A 23,086-nucleotide genomic window follows, 5' to 3' on the forward strand; every position below is an offset into this window, starting at 1 on the left:
CTCAAATTTACATAAACGCACAGTGAACGCGAATTGACTATTTACTAACATGTTAGTATGTGCCAACTTACAGTTCAATCTTGGGAGGAGACGGCTTTGCCAACAGATTCTGGGCCGCAAAACAATTCTGCGCAGAAGCGCTTCGGGCTTTCTGCAGCGCTCACCACGCCATTCGATGCGGATGGCAAGATCGACGTCAACCGTGCACTCAAGCACGCCCGTGCGCGCCTCGACCATGGCTGTTCCAGCGTCACGCTGTTCGGCACCACCGGCGAAGGATCTTCGATTGGCGATGCGGAGCGCGCAGCGCTTCTCGACGCATTCATCGCGCAGGGATTTCCAGCAGCCAATATCGTTGTCGGCGTGATGGAGAACTCCATTGCCGATGCGGTGCTTCAGTCGGGCGATGCGCTGCGTCGCGGCTGCAAGGCCATTCTTCTGGCGCCGCCGTCCTATTTCAAGAACCTTTCCGACGATGGCCTTTTCAACTGGTTCTCCGCCGTGCTGAAAGGTCTCGGTTCGGATGCGCGCGATATCATCCTTTACAACATCCCCTCGGTGACGGCGGTTGAACTTTCGGTCGATCTGGTCGGCCGCCTGCGCGTTGCTTTCGGCGCGATTATCTCTGGCGTGAAGGATTCATCGGGCAACTGGGCTTATACCGAGAAGCTTCTGGCTGCGCATAAGGACATTGCAATCCTGATCGGCGACGAGCGCGATCTCGCCGCCGGTGTTCGTCTCGGCGGGCAGGGCGCGATTTCCGGCATGGCCAATCTGTTCCCGGACCGCCTGCTGCGCATGATCAATGACGGGCAGGACGATGCCGAACTGGTCGATGCTGTGCGCAAGCTTCTCAACTATCCGGTGACGCCTGCGGTGAAGGCGCTGGTGGCGCGGCATACCGGCGATCAGGAATGGCGCCGTGTCCGTGCACCGCTGGTTGCGCTGAACGATGCGGATTTCGATGCAATTGGCAGTGTATTTGCCGGATTGCATATGGCAAAGGCGGCCTGAGCCGGGCATAAGCGTTGCAGACATGCTGCGGAAATGTGGGAGACGTTTCCGCAGTATAACCAAAGCGGTTGGGAGAGGACAAAGCCTTGGCGGAAGATCAGAACGAGCCGGTGAAGTTGCGGGACAAAGCCTATCAGAGCTTTACCCAGCATTTGCTGGCGCGCGATTTCCATCCGGGCCAGTTCGTCTCGCAGCGCCAGCTCGTGACCATGACAGGTCTGCCGCTTGGCGCCATCCGCGAGCTGATCCCGCGCCTTGAAGCGGAAGGCCTGATCAAGACCGTACCGCAGCGCGGGCTTCAGATCGCCCATATCGATCTCAATCTCATCCGTGAGGCTTTCCAGTTTCGCCTGTTTATCGAGAAGGAGTCGGTCGCGATTTTCTGCCAGTCGGCATCGGATGAATTGCTGCGTTCGCTGCGGGCCGAGCATGAAGACACGCTGAACCGCGCCATGAGCGAAGGTGAAACGCCTGAGCTTGAGGAGCGGGCGCAGAATATCGACTGGAGCCTGCACGACACCATTGTGGCCTCGCTCGACAATGAAATCATCTGGCGCGCTTACCAGACGAATACGATCAAGATGCGCCTGATCAATCAGGAGCGTTTCCGGATCACCGGGCGCGTCATTCCGGTCATGCAGGAACATCTCGCGGTGTTGTCGGCGATTGAAACCCGCGACCCGCAAATCGCCATGGATGCCATCGCCGTTCATATCAACAATGCGCGGAAGCTGGCTTTACACATCTAGATCAAACAAAGGCCCAGCAAGAGGAGTTGCCGGGTTTGAAACATAGGGGAGGAGCAGAATGAAACTATTTCATCCGACACGTCGCCAGTTTCTGGCGGGTTCAGCGGCCATCGCCGCATCCGGTGTGACAGGCATCAGCCCGTCTTTCGCCGCTTCCACGGTTGACTGGAAGAAATATGCGGGCACCACGCTTGAGGTGAATCTCATCAAGAGCCCGCGCGGCGAAATCCTTCAGAAGCATCAGAAGGAATTCGAAGAGCTGACGGGCATCAAGGTTCATTCCGAACAGATGCCGGAACAGCAGCAGCGCCAGAAGGCGGTCATCGAACTGACCTCCGGTCGCCCGAGCTTTGACGTCATTCACATCAGCTATCACGTGCAGAAGCGCCAGTTCGAAAAGGGCGGCTGGCTTGCCGATCTCAACCCGTTCCTGAAAGACCCGACGCTGACCGATGCGTCGCTGACGGAAAACGATTTCGCAAGCGCTGGTCTGACCTTCGCCAAGGACGCCAATGGCCGCTTCGGCGCATTGCCGTTCTCGGTCGATTACTGGATCATCTACTGGAACAAGGACCTGTTTGCCGCCAAGGGTATCGAATATCCGAAGACCTTCGAAGAACTGGTGAAGGCTGCGGAAGCGCTGACCGATCCGTCTTCGAACACCTACGGCTTCGTGGCCCGCGGCATGAAGAACGCCAATGTTCCGGTCTGGACGAGCCTGATGCTCGGCTATGGCCAAAGCTCGGTCGATGCCGACGGCAATTTGAAGACGGATTCGGCAGAAGCCATCGAAGCCGCCAAGCTCTATCAGCGCCTGATGACCAAAGCGGCACCTCCCGGTGTTGCCGGTTTCAACTGGGCCGAATGCCAGTCGAGCTTCCTGCAAGGCAAGGTCGGCATGTGGCTCGACGGTATCGGCTTTGCGCCGCCGCTCGAAGATCCGAACAAGTCGCGCGTTGTCGGCAAGGTCGGCTATGGCGTCATCCCGGCTGGACCGAAGGCCCAGGCCGCACCGACCACCGGCGACGGCATCGGCGTGACCGAAGCTTCGACCAAGAAGGAAGCCGCCTATCTCTACTGCCAGTGGGCCATTTCGAAAGAAATGGGCGCTCGTCTGCTGCAGACGGGTTCGGGCGTTCCGTTCCGCAAGTCGATCATCGACGATGCGGAAGTGCGCAAGGGCGTGACCATGCCGGAAGGCTGGGTCGAAGCCCTGTCGAAATCCGCACCAATCAGCCAGCTCTGCCTGCCGGTTATCGTCCCGGTCACGGAATTCCGCGACATCATGGGCGTTGGCCTCACCAATCTTCTGAATGGTGCCGAAGCAGAAGCTGAAATGAAGCGCGCGACGGAAGAATTCCGTCCGGTCCTCGCACGGAGCGAAGGAAAATGACATCTGCCGCCCCGACAGGAGCAACAAAGAGCATGAATGGGGAGGCCGCCACAAAGGCGGCTTCCACAACCAGAACCGGTAGCAAGTCTGGAAAAAGCCATCTGAAACCGAGTTACTGGCCGTTTGTGCTTCCCGCCTTGATCACCGTCGGGGCGGTGATCGTCTTCCCTTGGCTGTTCACCCTCTGGATGAGCGCCAATCAATGGCAGCTCGGCGGAGGCATCAGCTTCGTCGGCTTCGACAATTATATCCGTCTGGCAGCCGATGCGCGCTTCTGGGATTCCATGTGGCACACGGCCGTCTATACGGTTCTGTCCGTGGTGGCGCCGATGGTGCTGGGCACGATTGCCGCTCTGATCTTCGACAGCAAGCTGCCGATGCGGGGCCTGTTGCGCGGTATCTTCGTCATGCCGATGATGGCGACACCTGTTGCCGTCGCGCTGGTCTGGACAATGATGTATCACCCGCAGCTTGGTGTGCTGAACTATCTCCTGTCGCTGGTCGGGATCGGTCCGCAGGAATGGATTTTCAACCAGAACACCGTCATTCCGTCGCTGGTTGCGGTCGAGACCTGGCAATGGACGCCGCTGGTCATGCTGATCGTGCTGGGTGGTCTTGCTTCCATGCCGCGCGATCCGTTCGAAAGCGCTGAAATCGACGGCGCAAATGGCTGGCAGAAATTCCGTTACATCACGCTTCCGATGATCCTGCCTTTCATCATGGTGGCCGTCATCATCCGCTCGATCGATGCGCTGAAAAGCTTCGACATCATCTATGCGATGACGCAGGGCGGCCCCGGCACGGCATCGGAAACCATCAATATCTATCTCTATAACGTGGCGTTTTCCTATTACGACATCGGATATGCTTCGGCGATTGCCGTGGTGTTTTTCATCGTGATCATCGCCATGTCCATGATCCTGCTGGCGCTTCGCCAGCGGACCAAATGGAACGCTTGAGGACCGGCTCATGGCACGCAAGTCAATTCTGTCGAAGCTCGGCACTGCGCTTCTTGTTTTCGTTATCGTTTCGCCGGCGCTTTTCTTTTTCATCTGGATGCTGTCGCTTTCGCTCAAATACGAAATCGACAACGGTGCCTATCCGCCGATCCTGATCCCGGAACGTTTCGCCTGGTCGAACTATACGCAGATTTTCGAAGCCAATGATTTTCTGCTCTATTTCTGGAACAGCCTTCTGGTGACCGGCATGGCGACACTGCTCGCCCTTCTGGTCGGGGTTCCAGCGGGCTACGGCATCGCGCGACTCAAGGCGCATAAATCGGCGATTGTCATCATGATCGCCCGCATGACGCCGGGTCTGTCCTATCTGATCCCGCTGTTCCTTCTGTTCCAAACACTGGGTCTGCTTGGCACGCTCTGGCCGCAGATCATCATCCATCTGGTCGTCACCGTCCCAATCGTGATCTGGATCATGATCGGTTATTTCGAAACGACGCCGATGGAACTGGAAGAGGCGGCGATAATCGACGGCGCGTCCTCGTTGCAGGTGTTTCTCAAAGTAGCGCTGCCCATTGCCAAGCCCGGCATCGTGGTGTCGCTTATTCTTGCAGTGATCTTCTCCTGGAACAATTTCGTGTTCGGGATCGTGCTCGCAAGCCGCGAAACGCGCACGCTGCCGGTCGCTGTCTATAACATGCTTTCCTTCGAACAGGTGAGCTGGGGGCCGCTTGCTGCCGCAGCACTTGTGGTCACTCTGCCTGTTCTGTTGCTTACCGTCTTCGCACAGCGCCAGATCGTTGCAGGTCTAACCGCAGGCGCCGTCAAATAAGAGTTGAGGTTCAAGATGGCATCTGTATCCATCCGTAATGCAGTCAAGAAATATGGCAATGTCGGCGTTCTGCACGGCGTGTCGGTCAGCATCGAGGACGGCGAGTTCGTCGTGCTCGTCGGCCCTTCGGGCTGTGGAAAGTCCACGCTTCTGCGTATGATCGCCGGGCTTGAGGAAATCAGCGACGGTGAAATCGCCATCGGTCCGCGCGTGGTCAACGACCTGCGCGCCAAGGAACGCGACATCGCCATGGTATTCCAGAACTATGCGCTTTATCCGCATATGACGGTTGCCGACAATATGGGCTTCGCGCTCATGCTCAAGAACGCGCCCAAGGAAGAGCGCGACAACCGCGTTGCGCGTGCAGCCGAAATTCTCGGCCTCAACAAGCTGCTCGACCGCTTTCCGCGCCAGCTTTCCGGAGGTCAGCGCCAGCGCGTGGCCATGGGCCGCGCCATTGTGCGCGATCCGCAGGTGTTCCTGTTCGACGAACCGCTCTCCAACCTTGATGCCAAGCTGCGCGTGCAGATGCGCGGCGAGATCAAGGGCCTGCATCAGCGCCTGAAGACCACCACCATCTATGTGACCCACGACCAGATCGAAGCCATGACCATGGCCGACAAGATTGTGGTGATGCGTGACGGTCTGGTCGAGCAGATCGGTGCGCCGCTCGATCTCTACGACCGCCCGGCCAATATGTTCGTTGCGGGCTTCATCGGCTCGCCGTCGATGAATTTCATCAATGGCAAGATCGAGGAAGGTTCGTTCGTGGCCGATGGCGGCTTCCGTATGTCACTGCCGCAGGGTGATTATGCGAGCCTTTCGGCCAAGGCTGTCTATGGCGTGCGTCCCGAGCATATGAAGATCGCCGAAGGCGGCGTTCCGGTTACGGCGGAAATTGTCGAGCCGACCGGTTCGGAAATCATGGTCATGGGCAAGCTCGGCACGCAGCCGATCACCTGCCTGTTCCGTGAGCGTTTGACCGTGCGTCCAGGCGATGTGCTACCAATCGCCATTGATCCGGCAACGAGCCACGTCTTTGAGCCGGAAAAGGGGATGCGTGTCAGCGCCTGACCATTTCCATTGAACGGCGAACTCCTTTAATAATCAGACTCTCGGTAATGTGAGAGTCTGGAGAATTCTATGCAGCCAATCTGGGCCGTGGGTCTGATGACCGGCACCGTTCTCGATGGAAATATCGACGTCGCGCTTTTGAAAACGGATGGCGAGACGGTCGATATATTCGGCACCTATGCGCTGAAGCCTTATCCGGACGGTATTCTGGAACTGTTGCAGCAGGCGCAGGCCGAAGCCCGCGTTTGGAATTTTGAAGGCCCGGAACCGGCGATTTTTGCCGAGGCGGAAGATGCCCTGACCCGAGCGCAATCGGCTGCCGTGCGCACGCTGGTTGAAGAAAGCGGGCTGATTATGGCCGATATCGGCGTTGTCGGTTTTCATGGCCAGACCGTGCTGCATCGTGCGCCACAGCCCGGACGGCTTGGCGATACGCGCCAGCTTGGCGACGGTGCGCTGATGAGAGACTTGCTTGGCACCAAGGTTGTCTACGATTTCCGCACCGCCGATATTCGTGCAGGCGGACAGGGTGCGCCGCTGGCTGCGATCTATCACGCGGCTTTGCTGCGCAGTGCCGATGCCAGCGGCGATACGGCAATTCTCAATCTCGGCGGTGTCGGCAATATTACATGGTGGGATGGCGGCGACACGCTGGTCGCCTTCGATACCGGCCCGGCCAATGCGCCGATCAATGATTTCATGAAAGCGCGTGGTTTGGGCGAGATGGACCGCGACGGCGCGCTGGCGGCGCATGGCAAGGTTGACGAAGCGCGCCTCGCCAAACTGCTTGAACATCCTTATATGACCGCGCCTTTTCCGAAATCGCTGGACCGCTTTGACTTTACAGCTGCTATGGCTGATGGCCTCAGCGATGAAGACGGGGCTGCAACGCTCACCGCTTTCACCACATCGGCGGTGGCAAAGGCGCTCGATATTCTGCCACAGCGCCCGAACCGGCTGGCGGTCTCCGGTGGCGGGCGTCACAACCCGACGATGATGCGTATGCTGGTCGAGCGTGCTGGCGTCGAGCTTGTGCCGGTCGAGACCTTAGGTTGGCGGGGCGATGCGGTTGAGGCTGAGTGCTTCGCGTTTCTCGCCGTGCGCGCCTTGCGTGGCTTGCCGATCAGCTTTCCAAGCACAACAGGCGTACCTGCACCCATGACAGGGGGAAAGATCGCAGGCTGAACGGTCCGCATCAAGGATTTATCTTTTTAAGGGAAATCTGGATAGCAAAACGCCCGCAGCAATTTGGGAGGAGGAGAGTTGCTGCGGGCGGATTGGTAAAGCGCGATTGGGAGGAGGAGTATCGCGCTTCAGGTTCGGTTTTTGGGAGGAGGAGTAAAACCGAACAACTGCAAAATAGAGCCGTGAGCCGGGCCTTACAACAACCGATCCTGCAACCGAGATATGCGTATTTTGCAAGGCGTTAAAACGCGTCCCAAAACGAAACCGCCCCAGCCGCGAATAAACGCGCTAGGGCGGTGAATCTCCGCCAAAGCCCCCAATGGCGAGATGCAGAATTAATAGCACGAGTCGCGCCCTGGTAAACGTTGTCAAGGGCATTCGATGACAGAAAGAAGCGAACTATGTCAAAACGGCAACAATGCCGGTGCGCATCGGCCTATCTCCTTGGAAGGTGCGGGCGGTTTAATGCAGCTTTTCGGCGTCCAGTTTGGGCATCATGGCCAGAACCTCCGGCAACTCGCGCACCTCACAGGCGGGGCTGAAATACCAGCCCTGCAAATGATCGCATTTCATGTCGCTCAAAAGGTCGATCTGTTCGATGGTTTCGACGCCTTCGGCGGTCACCGTTTTGCCGAGACTATGGGCGATCTGAATGACGCCGCGCACGATGGCCCGATCTTCCGGTGAAGCCGCGATATTGGCCACAAAGCTGCGGTCGATCTTAAGGCGATCAATCGGCAGGCGGCGCAAATGCGTGAGCGAGGCGAAGCCGGTTCCAAAATCATCAAGGGCGACTTCCACGCCTGCCATGTGAAGCCGTTTGAGACCCTGTTCGACGCGCTTTTGCGCAAGGCCGAGCAACATGCCTTCCGTCATCTCCGCGCTGAAACTGTCCGGTCCGATACCGGTTTCGGCGCATAATTCAAAGAAGCGGTCGAGAAAGATATCCGAGCGGAAATCGGAATTGGTCAGGTTCATCGCAATGCGATGCAAGGGCGCTTCCGCCTGACGCAGCGATTGAGCATCCGCAAAAATCCGCTCCAGCATGAACATGCCGAGCGCCGCCCGTATGGCCGGGTCTTCAAAGCCTTCGCCGAAATAGGCAGGCGTCAGCAATCCCCGTTCGGGATGACGCCAGCGCATCAGCGCTTCCAACGAAATTGCCTGACCGGAAAGCAGCGGAATGATCGGCTGATAATGCAGTTCGAATTCGCGATGTTCCAGCCCACCCTCGATCTCTTCATAGAGCGCGGATTTGCGGCGGGCGACTTCACGCAGCTGCGGCTGGAACACTTCCACGCGGTCCCGGCCCAGAGCCTTGGCTTTGTAGAGCGCGAGATCTGCCGCCTTGAACAGATTGCCGACATCCTTGCCATCGCGCGGAAAGCGCGCAATGCCGAGGCTGGACGATATGCGCCGTGGAGTCGTGCCAATCACCATGGGCTGACGAATGGCTTCGAGAATTTCTTCGAAAAGCTCATCGGCTTCGCAGTCCGTCGCGCCGACGAGAATGAGGCTGAACTCGTCGCCGCCCATGCGCGACATGAACAACTGACTGTCCTCGAAGGACCGCAGACGCTTGCCGATATTCTGGAGCAGAACATCGCCTGCGTGATGCCCGAACGTGTCATTGACCTCCTTGAAGGAGTCCACATCGAGCAGCGCCAGATGGAATATGCCGTTGGACCTTTCGTGGTCCTGCACCTGCATTTCCAGATATTCCTGAAAACGGCGGCGGTTCGGTAGTCCGGTCAGCGGGTCGAGATTGGCCAGCCGGTCGAGATGTTCCTTGCTGGTCCGCAAGGCGCTTTCAAGTTTCTTGCGGTCGGAAATATCGAAGCGGATGGCCGTGTAGCTATCCACCTTTCCAGCAGGTGACAAATGCGGGACGATGGTGGTATCGACCCAGTAATGCGAGCCGTCCTTGCGCCGATTGCAGATTTCGCCGTGCCAGATTTTGCCATGGGCGATCTCGCGATACATGTCGCGAAAGAAGTCCTTGCTGTGGACGCCCGAATGCAGGATGCGGTGGTTCGCGCCGATCAGTTCGCGCGCCGTATAGCCGCTGATCTCACAGAACTTACGATTGACATAGGTGATGGTGCCGCGCACATCCGTGTGAGCGACAATCGCAGCGCTGTCGAGCGCATAGCGAATGAAGTCGTCTTCAAGATCGGGCTGCAAGGGCTTTTGCAGCTTCCGCGCAATCTCTTCAACAGCGTCGGTAAAAGACGATGTCTGCTGGTCCAGAGCGTGCTTCTTTTCCGGCGCCGCTTTTTTCTCTGTCATGCGGTATGTCTCAGCATGGGGGATGTTGCTGCTTAATCATATCAAATTTTATCCGTACTTTCCAGAATATAGTATTATTGTTTAGAAATATACAATCTATTGAATAATTTGAAAATTACATAAGTATCCTTGTTTTATTTAAACTCAGCTTCAACCTACGGTAATCAATTGTATTTCCGGGTTGCTTCTAGGTATGGTTGTTTATGTGCTGGCGTCCTGCCGGGCCTATTTCCGCAGACGTTCGGCAATACGGGCTCTGTTGATCGCCATTGCTTCGTCGGAAGGTTCCCAGTCGCAACACCATTCAGGCGGGATGCCGATCAGCAATTCATGGGTTGCGGTGAACTGGGGCGCGTAACCTCTGGCCTGCATTTCGGCCACAAGCGAGGCCTGACGCTTCGCCAGATAGCCGAGGCGCGTATAGAAAAACCGGACATGCCCGGTTCCAAGCGTGTAGGCGGGCGGATTTCTCCGATCCGTGGTGGTTTCGCCGCGCTGGATCGCTGCTTTCACAAGGGCGAAAACACGCGGCAATTCCCGGTATTCCGCAATAAGATGCGGCCCGGTCAGCTCCGCTGGGGGAATGCAGTTAATGCGTGTCAATTCTCAAAATCCCGCTCGCCCTGAGATTGAATTTGAGAACCGAATAGGCCAAGTCGTCCCGATGCTCAAGCTAATTTAGCTGGCTATTAAAAGATAAGGCCTTGAGATCAAATGGAAATGGCGGCAAATCTGCCGCCGTCCAAGCCGTTTCGTTCGCTCTATCTGTGATCGCTCAATGCGCGATCATGACATGGCGCACGGCAGTATAGTCCTCAAGCGCATAGATCGACATGTCCTTGCCATAGCCGGATTGTTTCAACCCGCCATGCGGCATTTCATTGGTCAGCATGAAATGGGTGTTGATCCAGGTGCAGCCATATTGCAGGCGGGCTGCAGTCTGCATGCCCTTGCTGACATCTTTGGTCCACACCGACGAGGCAAGACCATAATCGCTGTCGTTCGCCCATTGCACGGCTTCATCGACATCGCTGAAGCGCGTGACCGAAACAACCGGACCGAAGACTTCGCGGCGCACGATTTCATCATCCTGCGTTGCTCCGGCAATCACGGTCGGCTCGAAGAAGAAGCCGTTGGCGCCCGATGTCTTGCCGCCGGTCGTCACCTCGATATGCTTATGCTCGCGGGCGCGGGCGACAAAACTCTCGACACGATCCCGCTGACGGCGGGAAATGAGTGGTCCGATCTCGTTCTGGCTGTCATCTTCCAGATTGTAGCGGATGCTGGAAACGGCGGATGACAAGTCAGCGACGAAACGATCATAGATGCGCGCATCGGCATAGATGCGGCAGGCGGCGGTGCAGTCCTGACCGGCATTGTAATAGCCGAAGGTGCGAATGCCGTTGACGACAGCTTCCACATCCGCATCGTCAAAGACGATGACCGGCGCCTTGCCGCCAAGTTCCAGATGGGTGCGCTTCACGCTCTTGGCTGCCGCCTGCAAGACCTTCTTGCCGGTTGCGACGTCCCCAGTGATCGACACCATATCGACACGCGGATGATTGATCAGCGCGTTGCCGACCGTTTCACCACGTCCCAACACGATATTGACGACACCCTCCGGCAGAATATCCGCCAGTAGCCTGGCCATTTTCAGCGCGGTCAGCGGAGTCTGTTCGGATGGTTTGAAGACAACCGTATTACCGCCCGCAATGGCTGGCGCCAGTTTCCACGCCATCATCATCAGCGGATAGTTCCACGGGGCGATGGAGCCGATGATGCCGACCGGATCGCGGCGGATCATAGACGTGTGGTTCGGCAAATATTCGGCGGCAATCGGTCCGTGGAGATTGCGCACCGCGCCTGCAAAGAAGCGGTAACAATCGACAATGGCCGGAATCTCGTCATTGATGACGGCGTTGATCGGTTTGCCGCAATTAAGCGCTTCCAGTGTGGCAAAGGCCTCCGCATCGCGCTCAATCGCATCGGCAATCTTGAGAAGGTAGTTGGAACGTTCGCCGGGCGTGGTGCGCGACCAGCTTTTGAACGCCTTGTCGGCGGCGCTGACTGCGGCATCGACCTGCGCCAGCGAGGCTTCCGGCAGTTTGAGAACGGTCTCGCCGGTCTTGGGATTGAGGACGTTTTCCTCGGTTTCCGTGCCAGCTTCAAAGCGCGAGCCAATCAGCATTTCGGTGTTCATATCGTTCTCCCTTGTGTCATTTCCCGTCACCGGCGACCTGATCGCCATCGCGGGTGAGATAGTAGGCGGCGAGGATGGGCAGGAAGGTCACCAGAACCACCACCATGGCCACCACATTGGTGACGGGGCGCTGTCGTGGCCGGATCAGTTCCTGAAGCATCCAGATTGGCAGGGTCATCTGCTGGCCGCCGGTAAATGTGGTGACGATCACTTCGTCGAAAGACAGTGCAAAGGCGAGCATGCCGCCTGCGAGCAAGGCCGTTCCGATATTCGGCAGGATCACATAGCGGAAGGTCTGGAACCCGTTTGCGCCAAGATCCATTGAGGCTTCGATCAGCGAACCGGAAGTGCGTCGAAAGCGGGCCACGGCATTGTTGTAGACGACCACCACGCAGAAGGTGGCGTGACCAAGCACAATGGTCCACATCGAAAACGGAATGTCGAACAGCGAGAAGGCCGAGCGCAAGGCAATGCCGGTGACAACGCCGGGCAGCGCGATGGGCAGGATGACCAGCAGCGAAATGCTCTCGCGTCCGAAGAAGTGGGTTCGGCTGACGGCAGCGGCGCAGAGCGTACCAAGCACGAGCGCAATCAGGGTCGCAATCGTGGCCACCTGCACGGAAAGCGCAAGCGACGACCACACATCGGCACGGTTCCATGTCACGGCGAACCATTGCAGTGTGAAGCCCGGCGGCGGCCATTGATAGCTTTTCTCTTCCGTCGTGAAGGCATAGACGAAGATCAGCAGGATCGGCAGATGCAGGAAGGCGAGGCCCAGTCCGGCAGCAAGCTTCAATCCGAAGGAAGCGCGGTTGTTGCGATCAGAGCGCATCGAAAGCCCCCTGTTTCTTGGCGATCCAAAGATAGATGGCCATGATGACGATCGGCACGACGGAGAAGGCAGCAGCGAGCGGCACATTGCCTGCCGTTCCCTGCTGGGTATAGACGGCTTGTCCGATGAACAGGCGCGACGAGCCGATGATCTGCGGAATGATGTAATCGCCGAGTGTCAGCGAAAAGGTGAAGATCGACCCCGCGATGATACCCGGCATGGCGAGCGGCATCAGCACGGTTCGGAAGGTTTGCGCAGGCGTTGCTCCGAGGTCGGACGAGGCTTCCACCAGATTGCCCGGCACACGCTCCAGCGCCGCCTGTGTCGGCAGGATCATATAGGGCAGCCAGATATAGACAAAGACGATGAAGGTGCCGAGATAACTGACCGACAGTGAATTGCCGCCGATGACCGGCAGAGACAGGATGCCGTCGAGCAGCCAGGACAGGTGCAGTTTCGCGAATATCCAGGTCAGGATGCCTTCCTTGGCAAGGATCAGCTTCCACGCATAGACCTTAACCAGATAGCTCGACCAGAGCGGCAGCATGATGCCGAGATAGAACAGTGCTTTCCAGCGGCCACGGGCATAGCGGGCGGCATAATAGGCGATGGGAAAGGCGACGAAAGCAGACGCAACCGTCACCAGTGCGGCCATTGATACGGTGCGGATGATGATGTCGAGATTGGCGGAATTTAAAAGCTGCGCATAGGTCGCGAGCGTGAAATTATAGTCGATCAGCCCGGAAAAATCGTCGACCGAGAAGAAGCTCTGCAAGAGCAGCGCGATCAGCGAACCGATATAGATAATGCCCAGCCACAGAAGCGGCGGCGTGAGCATGAGAAACAGCAGCATCCCCGGACGACGCCAGAAAAGGTCGGAGAGACGACCAAGTATCCCGCCGTGCTGCGGCAGGATGGAGGTCGGATTGGCCCCGGAATTTGCTCCGGAGTTTCCGAGTGTGGAAGCCTGCGCGCCGCTCATGCTGCCTGATCCATGTAATGAACGTCACCCGGATTCCAGACGATGCGGATATCCGATCCCGTCTCGGGAACACTTGCACCTGCGGGCAGCATGACATGCAATCTGGCACCTTCGGCTTCAACCCCGAGACGTGTGGCGGAGCCGAGAAAGCTGGCGGTTTCGATCCGCGCTGCAACGCCGACCTTGTCGCCTTTATCTGCAAGGCGAATGGATTCCGGCCGGAGGCTGGCCCAGCGGCGCTCGCCGCCAAATGCGGCCATGATTTCCGGTGCGACGACATTGGAAGAGCCGACAAAATCCGCAACGAAACGGGTCTGGGGACGATTATAGATTTCCTGCGGTGTTCCGGCCTGAACGATGCGGCCATTGTTGAAGACTGCGATGCGGTCCGCCATGGACAGTGCTTCGCCCTGATCGTGGGTCACGAAGACGAAGGTGATGCCGAGCGCCTTTTGCAGGCTCTTGAGCTCTTCCTGCATCTGTTCGCGCAGTTTGAGGTCAAGCGCGCCGAGCGGCTCATCGAGAAGTAGCACTTTCGGCTTGTTGACGAGGGCGCGCGCCAGCGCGACGCGCTGCCGCTGCCCGCCGGAAAGCTGGCTTGGCTTGCGGGCGCCATAGCCGGGCAGCTTGACCAGTTCGAGCATTTCCTCGGCGGCGCGGTGGCGTTCAGCCTTTCCGGCACCCCGCACCATCAGCCCATAGGCCACATTGTCCAGAATGCTAAGATGCGGAAACAGCGCATAATCCTGAAAAACCGTGTTGACGTTGCGCCGATAGGGCGGCACGCCACCGGCGCTTTCGCCAAAAATCTCTATTGTTCCGTTGGTCGGCTGTTCGAAGCCCGCGATCAACCGTAGGCAGGTCGTCTTGCCGGAACCGGAAGGGCCGAGCATGGCAAAGAACTCGCCGGGCGCGATGGTCAGGTTGACGTGATCGACGGCCCGGACTTCGCCGAAGTGCCGGCTCACATTTTCAAAACGAACTGCTGCTGTCATGGCTCTACCCATCATCGAGAACGCCAGCCTCCGTTGGCGGGCGCGTCTGTCCGTTCCCTTCCTTCAGCTGAAGGAAGGGCAATGTTTGTAATTGTGATGGTCGATGTCAGCGACCGCCAATGACGCCGATATAATCCGACACCCAGCGATGGTAGGGGACGCATTCGCCCTGGCTTTCGCATTTGGCCGTCGGTGTGCGCCAGAAGCTGATCTTGGCAAAATTATCGAAGCCGTTGGTCGCGCAGCCTTCGTCGGTCAGAAGCGCATTGCCCTTACAGGCTGCTGGAACGGACGGTACGGCACCGAACCATGCGGCGGCGTCGCCCTGAACCTTTGGTTTTAACGAGTGCTCGAACCACTTATAGGCGCAATTGGGGTGCTCGCTATCCACGTGGAGCATGGTGGTATCGGCCCAACCGGTTGCGCCTTCTTCCGGGAAGGTCGAGCCGACCTTGGCATTTTCCGACTTCAGGAGATTGACCTGAAACGGCCATGAACCGGAAGCCACGACGCCCTCATTCTTGAAGTCATCGATCTGGATCATCGCGTCATGCCAATAACGGCTGACGAGCTTGCGCTGCCCGCGCAGGAGATCGAGCGCTGCCTTATACTGGTCTTCGTTGAGTTCGTACGGGTTCTTGATGCCGAGTTCCGGCTTGTGCTTCATGAGATAAAGCGCGGCGTCGGCGATATAGATCGGCCCGTCATAGGCCTGTACGCGGCCCTTGTTGGACTTGCCGTCCGGCAGGGTCTGTTCTTCGAACACCACGTTCCAGCTCTTCGGCGCTTCGCCCTTGAAGACATCGGTGTTGTACATCAGCACATTCGGACCCCAGAGATAGGGCACCCCGTAATGCACGCCTTTGACGGTGAACCAAGGCGCATTTTGCAGCCGTTCGTCCACCGTTTTCCAGCTTGGGATGAGGTCCGTATTGATCGGCTGCACGCGTTTGCCAGCCACGAGGCGTAACGAGGCGTCACCGGAAGCGGTGACGAGATCAAAGCCGCCTTCATTCATCAGCGCCACCATTTCGTCGGAGGTGGCGGCAGTCTTCACACTGACCTTGCAGCCGGTTTCCTTTTCGAAATCGGTGACCCAGTCGTAGTTCTTGTCGGTTTCGCCACGTTCGATATAGCCCGCCCAGGCCACGATGCTCAGCGCGCCTTCACCTTCGCCAATTGCTTTCAGCGGTTCGGCGGCAATGGCCTGCGTGGCAAAGCTCGCAACAGCCATTAAAGCGGTACAGGATTGCAGAAATTTTCTCATCGACCACTCCCGTTTTATTCACATTCAGTGATTTTGTTCCCGGAGCAGATGGTGTGCTTAAACCCTGCCTTTCGCAAATTCATTTATCGGAAAGCTGGTATCGATTTTTCCGATATCGGAGCTGGTGTGCTAACGCAGTCGGCCAGAACGCGCAGCCTCGGCAATGCCGATGAAGTCACGTGCGGATTGCGGCAGGCTCGATCCTTTTCGCCATGCCATACCAATCTGCACGACGGGCAGCGATCCCGAAACATCGCGGCTTTCGATCCGGTCGCCTTCCAGCGACCAGGGGCGATAGACGAGATCGGGGAGGAGGGCTATGCCCGCGCCCGTGGCCACCAAACTGCGCACGGCTTCCACCGATCGCGTGCGGAAAGCCACATGCGGACGGGCACCGAGGGCGGCCAGAAGTTTGCCGGTATTTTCCTCGATTTCGTCAACCGTCAGCATGATCAGCGGTTCCTTCGCGATATCACTGACTGAAATGCTGTCGATGGAGACGAGCTCGTGCCCGAGCGGCAGCCACAACCGATAGGGCGAGGTTTCGAGAATTTCCGCATGTAGCGCCATGCGGTCACGCAGGTTTGAAATCACCATCACCGCCACGTCCAGCTCACCGCCGACAAGCAGATGTTCCAGATAGGAACCATTGTCTTCGATGGCGCTGATTTCGACGCCCGGAAAGGCGCGGCGATAGCGGGCGAGCAGGTCGGACAGGACGTAGCCAGCGACCAGCGATGTTACGCCAAGATTGAGCTTGCCCTTTTCCTGAATGCGCTGATCGACGAAAGAGCGGCGGGCATCCGAAACGCCGGTCAGAATCTTGGTGGCGTGGCGCAGAAACTGATGGCCGTTATGTGTCACCGTCAGGCCGCGGGGATGGCGCTCGAAAAGCTCGACATTCAGGTCGGTTTCCAGCTCCTTGATCGCCTCCGTGACAGAAGACTGCGAAATTGACAATTTTTGCGCCGCACGGGTGATCGACCCTTGCTCCGCAACTGCAACGAAATACTGTAACTGCCTTAATGTAAACGCCATTTCGGCAGTTAACCGTGACCGGTGAAAGATTGCAAGAGTGGTGGATAGGAACTAAAAGCGGATGATCTGACCGGCGTTGTATGCTAGTTTTGCAACACTGAGAGACGAACATCTAAGATAAAAATAAATTCACTTTCTTATTTCAACCAGTTTGAGTAGTGGCCTGCGCCAATAGCGGTCTTCTTCACCCGCAGTGAACGGTTCGACGACAGATAATGCCTCATTGCAGGCAAAGCGTGCCGCCTAACGCGTATAATTGCCCGTTGATGCTCGACCTTTGGTCAGTGAGTGTTGAAAAATGAATTATGAAAATCGTGGCGCTGGACACGGCGAAGCCGCAGCGACGACAGGCGTAAATGGTCTGCCCATAGACGATGCGCAGGGAAAAAAGGCGCTGGGCAAGGCGGGTCTTGGGGCTGCTCGCGAGCAGATCCTGACAGGTGCTGATTTCGCTGACCCCGGAAAACCGGGCGAACGGCTGGACCTCTTTTTCGAAGAACTGGCCGACAGATTTTCGGATTCGGTTGCCGTTGTTTCAGATGGACGCAACTGGACCTATCGGGAACTCGACAACCGCGCCAACCAGTTTGCGCGTCTGCTGATCGAACGCGGTGTTCATCCTGGCGACCGTATCGGCCTGCTGCTCGACCGTTCTGCCGACACGTATATCGCGCTGCTCGCCGTCATGAAGGCGGGCGCGGCCTATGTGCCACTGGCGACCGCATTTCCGGAAGATCGCATGGCCCTTATCATCGAGGATGCCAATGTAAAACTTGTCATTTCGCTAGAGGCCTATACGGCCCGCGTCGAACAGATGCCCGTGCCGCATGTGCTGATCGACGGGGCGGGCGCTGAAATTTCAAAGCAGTCCGACGCGCCACTGGACAAGGCTGCAAGGGCCGCAAATCCGGATCAGATTTGCTATATTCTCTATACGTCTGGCACGACCGGCAGGCCAAAAGGCGTCGCCATCCTGCATCAGAGCTTCTGCAACTTCCTGCGTGTCGCGGCGATGTCCTATGGCTACAGGCCGGGCGACCGTGTTTATCACGGCATGACCATCGCCTTCGATTTTTCGGCGGAAGAATATTGGGTGCCGTTTACGGCAGGCGCGACCGTAGTGCCCGCCCCGGGGCCGATGACGCTGGTGGGCGAAGAACTCGCGGATTTCCTGCGGAAGAATGACATCAACTGCATGGCGTGCAGCCCAACGCTTTTGTCTTCCATCGAAACCGATGTGCCGAAGCTGCGCCTGCTGATGGTGGGCGGCGAAGCCTGTCCGCTCAATTTGGTGGCGCGCTGGACAAAGCCGGGACGCCTGCTTCTCAATACTTACGGGCCCACGGAAGCGACCGTCACGGCAACCATGGGCGTTCTGACGCCCGACAAGCCAGTGACCATCGGTGCGCCGTTGCCGACCTATTCGATAGTCATCATCGAACCGACCGAGCCGAAGCTGACCGACCCGGATCAACTGGGCGAAATCGGCATCGCCGGTATCGGCCTCGCGGTCGGTTATCTCAACCGGCAGGATTTGACCGACCAGAAATTCATTCCTGATTTCATCGGTCTGCCTAACAATCCGTCAGCACGCATCTATCGCACCGGCGATCTGGGGCGCATTAATGCTGCGGGCGAGATCGAGTATCATGGGCGTATCGACACGCAGGTGAAGATTCGCGGCTACCGCATCGAGCTTGGCGAGATCGAAGCCGTTCTGCTCGATCAGCCCGGCGTTGCGCAGGCTGCCGTCACCACCTGGGAAATCGAGCCGGGTCGTGTCGAACTGGTCGCCTATTATGCGCCGAAGTCGGGCGTGCCACCGCTGCAGCGTGCCGATATTGCGCGCGAGCTGAAGCGACGTTTGCCGTCCTATATGGTCCCGGCCTATCTCGAAGAGCTGGACGCCATTCCAATGACGGTCTCCAACAAGGCCGATCTGAAGCGCCTGCCAAAGCCGACCAATGTGCGCCTTTCGGCGGAGCGCGAAATCGTCCCGCCGAGCAATGACGATCAGCGCTTCATGGCGGACGCGCTGGCCGCAGTGCTTAATCTGGATGAAGTTTCGGTCGAGGATCATTTCTTCGATGATCTGGGCGCCAATTCGCTGCTGATGGCGCGGTTTTGCGCCCGCGTGCGTACAGCGCAGGGTTGGGAAACGGCGTCGATGCGGGATATCTACCTGCATCCGACCATCGCAAGTCTGGCGACGCATCTGCACGCGCCGCAGCAGAAGACCGCGGCCACGGTTGAGCGTCAGCTCACCCACAAGGCATCGAATTTTGCTTACTGGACCTGCGGCGCTGCACAGCTCGCCTTCTATGCGGTCTATGCCTATATCGGGCTGGTTTTCTTCGATGGCGGTCTCGACTGGGTCTATGACGCGCTCGACAACCCGCTTCAGCTCTATTTCCGATGCGTTGTTCTCGCTGGGGCAAGCTTCTTCGCGATGACGGGCTTTGCCATCGCTGCGAAATGGCTGCTGATCGGGCGCTGGAAGACAGAAAGCTTTCCAATCTGGGGGCTGCGCTATTACCGCTTCTGGGTGGTGAAGACCTTGATCCGCACCGCGCCGGTGGTGCTGTTCCGCGGCAATCCGCTCTATAGCCTCTATCTGCGGCTGCTCGGTGCAAAGCTTGGCCGCAACACGGCCATCGAATGCCGGGCAATTCCGGTTTGCACCGATCTGATTTCCATTGGCGAGAATTCCATTTTGCGCCGCGAATCCAACATTCTCGGCTTTACGGCTGAAAGCGGCTATATCCATACGGGCACGATCACCATTGGTGACGGCGCTTTTGTGGGCGTTGGTTCGACCATCGATATCGACACCAAAATCGGCAATGGCGCGCAGCTTGGCCATGCGTCGTCGTTGCAGCGTGGCCAGAGCATCCCCGATGGTGAACATTGGCATGGGTCGCCCGCAGCGCCCACTACTGCGGATTATTGCAAGGTGCGCAGCATTACGCTGTCGAAAACCCGCCGTATCATGTTCGAGATCGTGCAGCTTGTCGGGCTGTTCATGCTGGTCACGCCGTTCCCTTTACTGTTCCATAGCTACTGGCAAAATGTCAGCGACGATTATCAGGAAACCATCGGCATCGTGGCCATCGGCACGACCGTTACGCTATTCGGCGTGCTGGCAACCTCGTTTATTGCTGCGGTTGCCGTGCCGCGACTGGCCAGCCTGTTTCTGAAGCCAAACCGCACCTATACGCTTTACGGCTTCCATTACTGGCTGCAGTCGATGGTGGAACTGGCCAGCAATTCGCGTCTTCTCAATCTGCTGTTCGGCGATAGTTCTGCCGTCGTGCACTATATCCGGGCCATCGGCTGGAAGCTCAACAAGGTGGTCCAGACCGGGTCCAATTTCGGCACCAACCAGCAGCATGAAAACCCGCTTCTGTGCGAAATCGGCAGCCAGACCATGGTGTCGGATGGTCTGTTTATGATCAACACGCACAAGTCGGCGGCGACATTCCGGCTGGAGCATACCAAGGTCGGCGAGCGGAACTATTTCGGCAATAATATCTTCTATCCGTCCGACGGACGGACCGGGGATAACTGTCTGCTCGGCACCAAGGTTATGGTGCCGATCGAGGGGCCTATGCGCGAGAATGTCGGGCTTCTGGGTTCGCCCTGCTTTGAAATTCCGCGCATGGTCAATCGCGACAAGGAACTGATCGCCAATATTGAGGAGGAGGACCGCCTGCGCCGCTTGCGCCGCAAGAACTTCCACAATTTCCGCACCGGACTGATGTTCCTGGCGGAGCAATGGCTGATGCTGTTTGCAACGCTGGCGATCTGGGACCGTGCGCTGAACTATTATGACGACTGGAAGTACAACGCGCTGTTTGTGGCCGTGGTTCTGACGGCGGGCATTGCAATACCGTTCTATATCTTCATCGAAAGGCTCTCGCTCGGCTTCGGCAGACTGAAACCGCGTATGACGACGATCTATGATGAAGCTTTCTGGCGGCATGAGCGCCATTGGAAACTGTCGGATTCGCCGATCACGCAGCTTTTCGCCGGAACGCCGTTCCGTCCGATGATTCTGCGCTGCCTTGGCGTGAAGGTCGGTCGCCGCGTCTATGACGGCGGCGCCAATCTGACCGAACGTTCGCTGGTGGAAATCGGCGACGATGCAACCTTGAATGAAGGTTGTGTGATCCAGCCGCATTCGCTGGAGGAGGGTGCTTTCAAGTCCGACTTCATCCGCATCGGCAATGGCTGCACGCTCGGACCATCGGCATTCGTCCATTATGGCGTCGTCATGGGCGACGGCTCTATCGTTGATGTGGATTCCTTTGTCATGAAGGGTGAGGTGCTTGAGCCTTATTCCGTCTGGCGTGGTAATCCGGCCAAGCTCAACCGTTTCGTCGTCCCGGTGACGAAGGATGGGACGGTGCTGGCCAATGTCAAACAGGCGGCAGGTTCTGTCGCTCTTCGCCCGGCGGAGGCAGCCATTTGACCGATCCTGACCCAAGTTCTGGCGCTGTCCGGCTTCAAACCGTAACCGACGACTTGCGGTCACGGGTTACCGCGCTGGAGCTTGCGCCGGGACAAGAAAATCTTGTTGCGGATAATGCAAGCTCGCTGGAAGAGGCGGACGAGGACGAGGATGCGCGTCCGCGCGCCGTGTTCGCCGGTGACATTCTGGTCGGGTTTCTCATGTATGACGCGACCAGCGACGGCGACAATGCCCAGATCTACCGCTTCATGATCGACCGCGCTTTTCAGGGGTGGGGTTACGGAAAGGCCGCGTTGCAGCTGGTCTTGGCTGAGATCAGGGCGCTCGATCATATTCGTCGCATCTCGATCTGCTACGAACCGGAAAACGAAGGCGCGCGCCAGCTTTATGCTAAAGCGGGCTTTGTCGAAGATGGTCTCGATGAAGATGGCGAGATGATCGCCCACCTCGATCTTCGGGACTGATGAAACGGATATGGCGCGCTTCGATCCATTGGAAATTGCGCTGAACCAAGCCATGCAGGCTGTCGCCGCGGCGGGCATTTCAACCGCTTGCCGGGTCATTCGGGACGGGGATGAAACCCGATTGCTGGCCGACGAAAATGCTACGCTTCCGACGCGAAATCCGGTTCGCCGTCGCGCCAGCGGGGCCGCCCGCCTTGCGGCGCGGGAATTGCTCATAAAGCATGGCAGAGGCGGTTTTGCGATTTTGCGGGGCAGCTCGGGCGAACCAATCTGGCCATCGGGCATTGTCGGGTCGCTCGCCCATGATGACGATATGGCTGTTGCTGCTGTTGCAAGCAGCGCCGATTTTCTTTCGGTCGGGATCGATGTGGAGCCGGCTATTGCGCTGCCGGAGGACATTGCCGCGCTGGTGAAGCAGCCAGGCGACCGCTTGCCTGAAGGTGCAGCCGATGCAGATCGTATTCTTTTTTGCGCCAAAGAGGCGGTTTATAAGGCCGTCTATCCGCTGGACCGCGTGGTGCTGAACTATGACGACATCATTGTCGATCTTCAGCAGGGATATGCGCATACGACGACAGGCAGAATGGTTCGGGTCGTCTTTTGCCGTGCGCCGAAAATTATAGTGCTGGCCTATCTCTAAAAAGCATCGAAGGCCGGAATCTGGCGGGTTCCCGGCCTTCGACATGTGTGGAGACGTATCAGGAATGAGCTGATACGAACTCCGACATTCTGACGATCAGGAAGGTGCCGACGGTCGCACCGGCATCCTGAAGACCGATGGTCTTTTCCTGGAAGGCTGCTGCCTTGCCATGCTGGGCCACCAGAGACTTGGTTGCTTCCAGCGCGTCTTCAGCGGCCTTGGCTGTCGCAGCCAGGGCGTCGGGCAGGGAAGCACCGACGGCAGCCTGTGCTTCAAGCGTAACGGCAATCGGATCGAGCACGTCGAGCAGGGTCTTGTCGCCGACCTTGGCCTTGCCACGTTCGGCAATACCGTCACGATAAGCGCGCCAGAAGGCGGCAACTTCCGCAGTGCCCAGTTCTTCGACGCCTTCGGTCGCCTTGCTTGCGCGCAGGAAACCGGTTGCCGTCAGCGTGCCCATGGTGGACGGGGCGACGCGGGCCATGGTGGCACCCGCCAGACGCAGCAGCTTGGAGATACCAGCCGCTTCGCCTTCTGCGGCGGTTGCTTCGGCAGCGGCTGCGAAAGCCTTGCTCATGGTGATGCCGAGATCGCTATCGCCGACCTTGCCGTCAAGCGCGATCAGGAATTCGCGCTGTTCTGCGAAAAGCTGCTTCCAGCTGTCGAAGAGGTTGATGAGATCGGAAGCCTTGATGGAGTTCATGG

General features: G+C 57.9%; 19 protein-coding genes. 10 read left to right on the top strand and 9 right to left on the bottom strand.

Annotated features, from left to right (window positions below; all coding sequences use genetic code 11):
• Nucleotides 1-57 precede the first annotated feature (57 nt).
• The 7 genes from FIC94_RS01145 to FIC94_RS01175 all read left to right on the top strand — a co-directional run bounded on the left by FIC94_RS01145 (nucleotide 58) and on the right by FIC94_RS01175 (nucleotide 7,203).
• Nucleotides 58-1,014, top strand: coding sequence for a dihydrodipicolinate synthase family protein (locus FIC94_RS01145; protein ID WP_140023632.1), 957 nt, complete (start codon nucleotides 58-60; stop codon nucleotides 1,012-1,014).
• 86 nt (nucleotides 1,015-1,100) lie between these two features.
• On the top strand, nucleotides 1,101-1,763 hold the full coding sequence (locus FIC94_RS01150) for a GntR family transcriptional regulator (protein ID WP_140023633.1): 663 nt from the start codon (nucleotides 1,101-1,103) through the stop codon (nucleotides 1,761-1,763).
• A 58-nt stretch (nucleotides 1,764-1,821) separates the two neighbouring features.
• A complete protein-coding gene (locus tag FIC94_RS01155; RefSeq protein ID WP_109367666.1) occupies nucleotides 1,822-3,156 on the top strand; it encodes an ABC transporter substrate-binding protein in 1,335 nt (444 codons plus the stop codon).
• The gene (locus tag FIC94_RS01160) at nucleotides 3,153-4,115 is read left to right on the top strand and encodes a carbohydrate ABC transporter permease (RefSeq protein WP_109367665.1); all 963 of its coding nucleotides are present in this window, start codon (nucleotides 3,153-3,155) and stop codon (nucleotides 4,113-4,115) included. Before FIC94_RS01155 ends, FIC94_RS01160 begins: the two co-directional genes overlap by 4 nt.
• Nucleotides 4,116-4,125: 10 nt before the next feature.
• Nucleotides 4,126-4,944 (top strand): carbohydrate ABC transporter permease, encoded by an 819-nt coding sequence (locus tag FIC94_RS01165; RefSeq protein WP_140023634.1) that lies wholly within the window; start codon nucleotides 4,126-4,128, stop codon nucleotides 4,942-4,944.
• A gap of 15 nt (nucleotides 4,945-4,959) precedes the next feature.
• On the top strand, nucleotides 4,960-6,018 hold the full coding sequence (locus FIC94_RS01170) for an ABC transporter ATP-binding protein (protein WP_140023635.1): 1,059 nt from the start codon (nucleotides 4,960-4,962) through the stop codon (nucleotides 6,016-6,018).
• 69 nt (nucleotides 6,019-6,087) lie between these two features.
• Nucleotides 6,088-7,203 (top strand): anhydro-N-acetylmuramic acid kinase, encoded by a 1,116-nt coding sequence (locus FIC94_RS01175; protein WP_140023636.1) that lies wholly within the window; start codon nucleotides 6,088-6,090, stop codon nucleotides 7,201-7,203.
• A gap of 462 nt (nucleotides 7,204-7,665) precedes the next feature.
• Here FIC94_RS01175 and FIC94_RS01185 read toward each other — a convergent pair whose 3' ends face one another.
• From FIC94_RS01185 to FIC94_RS01220, 8 genes are all read right to left on the bottom strand, one after another.
• Nucleotides 7,666-9,492 (bottom strand): putative bifunctional diguanylate cyclase/phosphodiesterase, encoded by a 1,827-nt coding sequence (locus FIC94_RS01185; protein ID WP_140023637.1) that lies wholly within the window; start codon nucleotides 9,490-9,492, stop codon nucleotides 7,666-7,668.
• A gap of 225 nt (nucleotides 9,493-9,717) precedes the next feature.
• Complete coding sequence (locus FIC94_RS01190; RefSeq protein ID WP_140023638.1) at nucleotides 9,718-10,095, bottom strand: pyrimidine dimer DNA glycosylase/endonuclease V; 378 nt, start codon at nucleotides 10,093-10,095, stop codon at nucleotides 9,718-9,720.
• A gap of 172 nt (nucleotides 10,096-10,267) precedes the next feature.
• On the bottom strand, nucleotides 10,268-11,692 hold the full coding sequence (locus FIC94_RS01195; RefSeq protein ID WP_109367659.1) for a gamma-aminobutyraldehyde dehydrogenase: 1,425 nt from the start codon (nucleotides 11,690-11,692) through the stop codon (nucleotides 10,268-10,270).
• Nucleotides 11,693-11,708: 16 nt separating this feature from the next.
• A complete protein-coding gene (locus FIC94_RS01200; RefSeq protein ID WP_140023639.1) occupies nucleotides 11,709-12,524 on the bottom strand; it encodes an ABC transporter permease in 816 nt (271 codons plus the stop codon).
• Nucleotides 12,514-13,506, bottom strand: a complete 993-nt coding sequence (locus FIC94_RS01205) for an ABC transporter permease (RefSeq protein ID WP_140023640.1) — start codon at nucleotides 13,504-13,506, stop codon at nucleotides 12,514-12,516. Before FIC94_RS01205 ends, FIC94_RS01200 begins: the two co-directional genes overlap by 11 nt.
• Nucleotides 13,503-14,501: an ABC transporter ATP-binding protein gene (locus FIC94_RS01210; RefSeq protein ID WP_140023641.1), complete on the bottom strand. Its 999-nt coding sequence runs from the start codon at nucleotides 14,499-14,501 to the stop codon at nucleotides 13,503-13,505. Before FIC94_RS01210 ends, FIC94_RS01205 begins: the two co-directional genes overlap by 4 nt.
• Before the next feature lie 106 nt (nucleotides 14,502-14,607).
• A complete protein-coding gene (locus tag FIC94_RS01215; RefSeq protein ID WP_140023642.1) occupies nucleotides 14,608-15,768 on the bottom strand; it encodes an ABC transporter substrate-binding protein in 1,161 nt (386 codons plus the stop codon).
• Nucleotides 15,769-15,897: 129 nt separating this feature from the next.
• Nucleotides 15,898-16,806: a LysR family transcriptional regulator gene (locus FIC94_RS01220; protein ID WP_109367654.1), complete on the bottom strand. Its 909-nt coding sequence runs from the start codon at nucleotides 16,804-16,806 to the stop codon at nucleotides 15,898-15,900.
• A gap of 298 nt (nucleotides 16,807-17,104) precedes the next feature.
• On the opposite strand from FIC94_RS01220, the gene FIC94_RS01225 reads away from it, so the two are divergent.
• Genes FIC94_RS01225 through FIC94_RS01235 form a run of 3 tightly spaced genes read left to right on the top strand, consistent with a single transcriptional unit; the run spans nucleotide 17,105 to nucleotide 22,381 of the window.
• Nucleotides 17,105-21,277 carry a Pls/PosA family non-ribosomal peptide synthetase gene (locus FIC94_RS01225; protein ID WP_140023643.1) on the top strand — a complete coding sequence of 1,391 codons (4,173 nt, stop codon included), beginning with the start codon at nucleotides 17,105-17,107 and terminating at the stop codon, nucleotides 21,275-21,277.
• Nucleotides 21,274-21,741: a GNAT family N-acetyltransferase gene (locus FIC94_RS01230; protein WP_140023644.1), complete on the top strand. Its 468-nt coding sequence runs from the start codon at nucleotides 21,274-21,276 to the stop codon at nucleotides 21,739-21,741. Before FIC94_RS01225 ends, FIC94_RS01230 begins: the two co-directional genes overlap by 4 nt.
• Before the next feature lie 10 nt (nucleotides 21,742-21,751).
• Entirely contained in the window at nucleotides 21,752-22,381 is a 630-nt protein-coding gene (locus FIC94_RS01235) for a 4'-phosphopantetheinyl transferase family protein (protein WP_140023645.1), read from the top strand.
• 58 nt (nucleotides 22,382-22,439) lie between these two features.
• Here the strand turns inward: FIC94_RS01235 and FIC94_RS01240 are convergent, their stop codons facing one another.
• Complete coding sequence (locus tag FIC94_RS01240) at nucleotides 22,440-23,084, bottom strand: dihydroxyacetone kinase family protein (RefSeq protein ID WP_109367651.1); 645 nt, start codon at nucleotides 23,082-23,084, stop codon at nucleotides 22,440-22,442.
• Between the last annotated feature and the right edge of the window lie 2 nt (nucleotides 23,085-23,086).

This window comes from Ochrobactrum teleogrylli, from assembly GCF_006376685.1.
Taxonomy (GTDB): Bacteria; Pseudomonadota; Alphaproteobacteria; order Rhizobiales; family Rhizobiaceae; genus Brucella; species Brucella teleogrylli.

Bases quoted from the DNA above. Each gene is read 5' to 3' on its own strand.
- FIC94_RS01145 (WP_140023632.1), top strand. From the start codon at position 58: ATGTGCCAACTTACAGTTCAATCTTGGGAGGAGACGGCTTTGCCAACA.
- FIC94_RS01155 (WP_109367666.1), top strand. From the start codon at position 1,822: ATGAAACTATTTCATCCGACACGTCGCCAGTTTCTGGCGGGTTCAGCG.
- FIC94_RS01160 (WP_109367665.1), top strand. From the start codon at position 3,153: ATGACATCTGCCGCCCCGACAGGAGCAACAAAGAGCATGAATGGGGAG.
- FIC94_RS01165 (WP_140023634.1), top strand. From the start codon at position 4,126: ATGGCACGCAAGTCAATTCTGTCGAAGCTCGGCACTGCGCTTCTTGTT.
- FIC94_RS01170 (WP_140023635.1), top strand. From the start codon at position 4,960: ATGGCATCTGTATCCATCCGTAATGCAGTCAAGAAATATGGCAATGTC.
- FIC94_RS01175 (WP_140023636.1), top strand. From the start codon at position 6,088: ATGCAGCCAATCTGGGCCGTGGGTCTGATGACCGGCACCGTTCTCGAT.
- FIC94_RS01185 (WP_140023637.1), bottom strand. From the start codon at position 9,492: ATGACAGAGAAAAAAGCGGCGCCGGAAAAGAAGCACGCTCTGGACCAG.
- FIC94_RS01195 (WP_109367659.1), bottom strand. From the start codon at position 11,692: ATGAACACCGAAATGCTGATTGGCTCGCGCTTTGAAGCTGGCACGGAA.
- FIC94_RS01200 (WP_140023639.1), bottom strand. From the start codon at position 12,524: ATGCGCTCTGATCGCAACAACCGCGCTTCCTTCGGATTGAAGCTTGCT.
- FIC94_RS01205 (WP_140023640.1), bottom strand. From the start codon at position 13,506: ATGAGCGGCGCGCAGGCTTCCACACTCGGAAACTCCGGAGCAAATTCC.
- FIC94_RS01210 (WP_140023641.1), bottom strand. From the start codon at position 14,501: ATGACAGCAGCAGTTCGTTTTGAAAATGTGAGCCGGCACTTCGGCGAA.
- FIC94_RS01215 (WP_140023642.1), bottom strand. From the start codon at position 15,768: ATGAGAAAATTTCTGCAATCCTGTACCGCTTTAATGGCTGTTGCGAGC.
- FIC94_RS01220 (WP_109367654.1), bottom strand. From the start codon at position 16,806: ATGGCGTTTACATTAAGGCAGTTACAGTATTTCGTTGCAGTTGCGGAG.
- FIC94_RS01225 (WP_140023643.1), top strand. From the start codon at position 17,105: ATGAATTATGAAAATCGTGGCGCTGGACACGGCGAAGCCGCAGCGACG.
- FIC94_RS01235 (WP_140023645.1), top strand. From the start codon at position 21,752: ATGGCGCGCTTCGATCCATTGGAAATTGCGCTGAACCAAGCCATGCAG.
- FIC94_RS01240 (WP_109367651.1), bottom strand. From the start codon at position 23,084: ATGAACTCCATCAAGGCTTCCGATCTCATCAACCTCTTCGACAGCTGG.